3 protein-coding genes are annotated in these 5593 nt (G+C 46.7%); 2 read left to right on the top strand and 1 reads right to left on the bottom strand.

The window, feature by feature from the left end; translation table 11 throughout:
- Positions 1-426 precede the first annotated feature (426 nt).
- Positions 427-2478, top strand: a complete 2052-nt coding sequence (locus HMPREF9443_RS07630) for a transglycosylase domain-containing protein (RefSeq protein WP_009145999.1) — start codon at positions 427-429, stop codon at positions 2476-2478.
- Between the two features lie 151 nt (positions 2479-2629).
- Entirely contained in the window at positions 2630-4000 is a 1371-nt protein-coding gene (locus HMPREF9443_RS07625) for a pyruvate carboxylase subunit B (RefSeq protein WP_009145998.1), read from the top strand.
- Positions 4001-4061: 61 nt separating this feature from the next.
- On the opposite strand, the gene HMPREF9443_RS07620 is transcribed toward HMPREF9443_RS07625, so the two are convergent.
- Complete coding sequence (locus HMPREF9443_RS07620; protein ID WP_009145997.1) at positions 4062-5396, bottom strand: hemolysin family protein; 1335 nt, start codon at positions 5394-5396, stop codon at positions 4062-4064.
- Positions 5397-5593: the final 197 nt, after the last annotated feature.

Raw genomic sequence — 5593 nt, 5'->3', positions numbered from 1 at the left:
TTATGTCAACACCTTTTTTGTTACTTTTTTAAGATTTTTTGTGAAACACTAGGATTCGTGGAAAAAGAAACATGCTTGATTATAGCCTTTATCGGCATTAAAATTTCTTCAAAAAATCTCAAAAAAAGTAGGATTTTCAGCTGTTTTTTCCATAAAAAACGCTGAAAATCAGCAAATTTTTTCTTTGTTCCGCAGATTTTTTCTTAAATTATTGCTTGTTTTTCTTTCCGGCTTCATTATCCGCACGCTGCCGATTCATCACATATTCTTCCGGAGCATGCTTTTACATACTTTCCTTTAAAATAAATACGCTGAGTTTTCAATAATTCTATGACAAAGTTGTCTGAAAATGCTATAATAAGATGACTTCTATTTGCAGCCTTTGGTATTGGCTGCGCAGTCAATATAATGAAGAAGAGGTAGAAAATGTTTAAAGTACTAAAATTCATTGTCATCAGTGTTGTTTGCCTCATTATAATGGGAGCATCAGTGCTTTATGGCTTCTCCAGCCTTTTTGCACCTCCTAATATGGATGAAACACTGATTCCGGACGCTGCTTCACAGTTCTATGATATCAATGGTAACGCAATCTATACTACGCTTTCGGAAGAACGCAGAATACCTGTTACTATTGATAAGATTCCTAAGCATGTGCAGCGTGCCTTTATTGCTATTGAAGATAATCGCTTCTATGAACACGGCGGTATTGACTACCGCGGTACTGCACGTGCTCTGCTTTCTACATTAAGTGGTCACGAAGTACAGGGTGGCAGTACCATTACCCAGCAGCTGGCAAAGAATGCTTTCCTTACCCAGGAACGTTCCATCATCCGTAAAATTAAGGAAGCTTTTATCGCTAAGGAGCTTGAGCACAAATATACTAAGGATGAAATCCTCACTATGTATCTGAACCAGATTTACTTCGGTCAGGGTGCATACGGTATTGAAAGTGCTTCTATGTATTACTTCAATAAGCATGTTCAGAATCTGGATATCGCTGAAGCTGCTACTCTGGCAGCTATCCCCAAAAGCCCTAACTATTTTAATCCTTTCGAAAATCCGCAGGAAAGTAAAAAACGTCAGGAGCTTGTTATCGACCAGATGGTTAAATACGGTTTTATCTCTGCTGCCGACGGTAATGCTGCCAAAGCAGAAAAGCTTGTCTTCAGCACAACACATAAAACCAATTCCGATCCTCGCTCCTATTTCTTCGATATGATTACCCAAAAGGTTATCGAAGAGGTTGGTGCAGATGCTCTCTATAAGGGCGGTCTTAAGATTTACACCACTTTAGACCCGGATATGCAGAAAGCTGCAGAAAATGCCATGAAGCATCTGCCGGGCTATTATACAGACGGCAAGAAGCTGACTCAGCCGCAAATGGCTCTGGTTGCAGTTGACCCGCATAACGGTTACGTTAAAGCTATGATCGGCGGCCGCGGCCAGGATAAATTCAACCGTGCTACTCTTGCAGTACGTCAGCCCGGTTCTGCCTTCAAGCCTTTTGTCTACCTGACTGCAATGCAGAACGGTTATTCTCCGGCCAGCGTTATTGAAGATAAGGAAGAAGAATTCTCTCCCGGCTGGAAGCCGCAGAACTCCGACAGAGCATGGCATGGTAAGGTAAGCCTGCGTACTGCTCTGGTACGTTCTATAAACGTGCCTACCGTTAAGCTGGCCCAAGAGGTTGGCGTAAGCAAAATTATCAGCAATGCCGAGAAAATGGGTATTACTACTCTGGTTGATTCCGGTGCTTACAGCGATGCAAACCTTGCTATGGCACTCGGCGGTCTCAGCAAGGGCGTTAATCCCCTGGAAATGGCTGCAGCCTACGGCGTTCTGGCAAGCAACGGTATGTATTGCAAGCCTATTGCTCTGCTAAAAATTGTTGACCGCGAGGGCAAGGTTCTGTACGAAGCTAAGCCTGAAGCCAAACGTGTTATTGATGCCGAAGCCGCTTACCTGACTACTAATATGCTGCAGGATGTTCTTATCAGCGGCACTGCAGGCGGCATGGGAATCGGCCGTCCGGCAGCAGGTAAAACCGGTACTACCGATACCTACATCGATGCCTGGTTTGTTGGTTACACTCCCGACCTCAGTACTGCTGTATGGGTTGGCGATGACAACAATAAATCCATGAACCGCATGTACGGCAGCGGCGCTCCGCTTTCTATCTGGCATGATTTCATGGTCAACGCTCTGGCCTCCACTCCGCGCACCGGCTTCAGCAATCCTGGCGTAGCAGTTCCGCCGGAACCTGAAATCAAGCAGGATGACAAGGACAAAGATAAAGACAAGGATAAAGATAAGGACAAAGACAAACAGGCTCCCGCTACGGTAACAACCGAAGGCAATGCCAACCAGGCACCTGTAGTAAGCAGCCAGCCAACTAAAAAGAAACGCAGCATGAAGGACCGCGTTAACGAAATCATGGGCAAGCCTGTTGTCAGCAACCAGCCTACTCCTCGTAACTAATTCACTTTTATGGTGGTCACCAAGTGTGGCCACCATTTTTTATTTTCAAACTTTCCGTATATTGTATACATGAATACAGATTTATGCTATAATAATTACAGCTATAAATCAGCTTTAATTAACTAACTATACTAATAAAAGGAGTACTGCCATGGAGAAGAAACCCGTAAAAATAGTTGAAACCGTCCTGCGTGACGGCCACCAGTCTCTTGCTGCCACCAGAATGCGCATCAGCGACATGCTGCCGGCACTGGAACAGCTGGATAATGCCGGCTACTATGCTTTAGAGGCTTGGGGCGGCGCCACCTTTGACTCCTGCCTGCGCTTCCTTAACGAGGATCCCTGGCAACGTCTGCGCACGCTTAAAAAGCATCTGCGCAAAACCCCGATTCAAATGCTGCTGCGCGGTCAGAACATTTTGGGCTATAACCATTATGCCGATGATGTTGTACGCGAATTTGTAAACCGCTCTGTTGACAACGGCGTATCTATTATCCGTATTTTCGATGCTCTTAACGATACCCGCAACCTGGAATGCGCAATGCGTGCCGCTAAAGAAGCAGGCGCACACGTTCAGGGCTGTATTGTATATACCATCAGTCCCTACCATCAGGACAAGGACTTTGTTCAATTAGGTAAGGAACTGGCGCAGATGGGCGCAGATTCCATCTGCATTAAGGATATGGCAGGCCTGCTGCGTCCCTACGCTGCCGAAAGCCTTATCCGCAGCCTGAAGGCGGAGCTTGACCTGCCTATCGACCTGCACACACACTTCACCAGCGGTATGGGCGATATGACCTACCTGAAGGCTGTTGAAGCCGGTGCGGACATGATTGATACCGCACTTTCTCCGTTCTCCGAATCTACTAGCCAGCCCTGCACCGAATCTCTGGTAGCAACGTTGGAGGGCACTCCCTACGATACAGGCCTCAAGCTTGCAGAGCTCAACAGCTTGGCAGATTATTTCAAGGATGTACGCAAGAACCTTATCCATGATTTCAACCTGAACGCCAATATCCCCATCGATCCCAAGGTGCTCACCTTCCAGATTCCGGGCGGTATGCTTTCCAACCTGCTGAACCAGATGAAGGAAATGGGCGTTGCCGACAAATATCCGCAGCTGCTTGAGGAAATGCCGCGCGTGCGTGCCGAGCTCGGTTATCCGCCGCTGGTTACTCCTACAAGCCAGATTGTAGGCTCTATGTCCGTATTGAACGTTGCACTTGGACGCTATAAGATGATTCCCCGCGAGGTTAAAGATTTAATCCTTGGCAAATACGGCCGTACTCCGGGACCGATTGACCCTGAGGTTAAACGCCTGGCCATCGGTGACGCACCGCAAATCGACCACCGTCCTGCCGACGATATTCCGCCGCAAATGAAAAAGCTGCGCGAAAAGCTGGCTGAGGAAGGCTTCCCCAACGCACCGATTGAAGACGTTTTAAGCTATGCCTCCTTCCCTGAGGTAACTCTTAACTTCCTGCGTCACAGCAACATCGGTATGAAATTCCACGATTTATAAGCACAACGCTAAAGAGCACGCTGAGAAATCAATCTCAGCGTGCTCTCTTTTTATGCAGATATTATTTTACATCCTCCAGGTGTTCTTCCTGAAGCTCCTCGTGAATCTTTTCCGGCTCATGCAAAAGCTGGATACCGACACGCACAATACGCATCTTGTCAATCTCCTCTACCGTAAAGGCAGCGGCAGGTGTCTGCACCTTCTGCCCCACCTTAGGCGGATAATCAAGCTGAGAGTAAACCCAGCCGCCGATAGTATCACAGTTTTCGGTATCTAAGGCCAGCTCAAAGGTATCGTTAACATCCTCCAGCAGCATTTTGCCATCGACAGAATAGGTTTTACTGCCCTTTTCTTCTACCTCCGGACGTTCCTCGTCAAACTCGTCCTGGATTTCGCCTACGATTTCCTCCAGAATATCCTCAACGGTAACCATACCTGCAGTACCGCCGTACTCGTCAACCAGAATTGCCAGCTGGCTGCGATGCTTCTGCAAAATGCGCAGCAGCTTGCTGATAGGCAGAGATTCCGGCACCAGCAGCACCTTACGCGCCAGACTGCGCAAATCAGGACGCTCGCCGGCATTTAAGCTGCGCAGCAAATCCTTAATATGCAAAAAGCCGATAATGTGGTCCTTGTCCTCATCACATATAGGATAACGTGTCATGCGCTCCTCCAGCGCCGTCTTGATGTTATCCTCCCAGGAATCCTCCAGATACAGGCAGATCATATCGGTACGCGGCACCATGATATCGCTGGCACGACGGTCGGAAAAGTCAAAGACATTGTCCAGATAAGTAAGCTCTGTTTTATCAATATAGCCATGCTTATGGCTTTCTTCCATCAGTATGCGGATTTCGTCCTCATTGTGTGCCTCTTCTGCTTCGCTTGCAGCCTCAACGCCCAATTTGTGCAGTACCCAGTTGGCAACGTGATTGAGGAACCATACTGCCGGATACATCAGCTTATCAAACAGAATCAGCGGAGCTGCCACAAACAGAACAATCTGCTCTGTCTTTTGAATAGACAATGATTTAGGCACCAGCTCGCCTAAAACAATATGCAAAGCAGTGATAACACCAAAGCCGACAACAAAGGCTATTGTATGCTCAACTTGCGGCGGCAGCTGCAGCAGATTAAATACAGGATGCATCAGCTTAGCCACTGTCGGTTCACCGATCCAGCCTAAGCCCAGCGAAGCAATAGTTATACCAAGCTGCGTAACCGAAAGATAGGCATCAAGATGCTCCGTTACCTGCTTAGCGCTTTCTGCCCTAGTATTGCCTTCTTTAATCAGCGCATCAAGACGCGAAGGACGCACCTTGACAATAGAAAACTCCGAAGCAACGAAAAAGCCGTTCAGCGCCACCAAAAATAAAATCGCTATAACATTAAACAAACATATGAGATAGTCCAAAAATCTCTGTAATCCTGCAGATTGCAGAAAAACAGTTTCACCTCCGTAAAATATATAATATTAACAGTATTGTACCATACATAGGCGATAAAGCAAAATATTTTTTTGTAAAATTTGTAGCAAAAAAGCCGCCGTATCAGCAAACTTGGTTCTATAATAAGTGTTGGGGTATTGACTTG

Origin of the sequence: Phascolarctobacterium succinatutens YIT 12067 (assembly GCF_000188175.1) — a bacterium.
GTDB classification, from domain to species: Bacteria; Bacillota; Negativicutes; order Acidaminococcales; family Acidaminococcaceae; genus Phascolarctobacterium_A; species Phascolarctobacterium_A succinatutens.
Note: the sequence above shows the minus strand (reverse complement) of the source record. Positions and strands in the feature narration are given on the sequence as shown.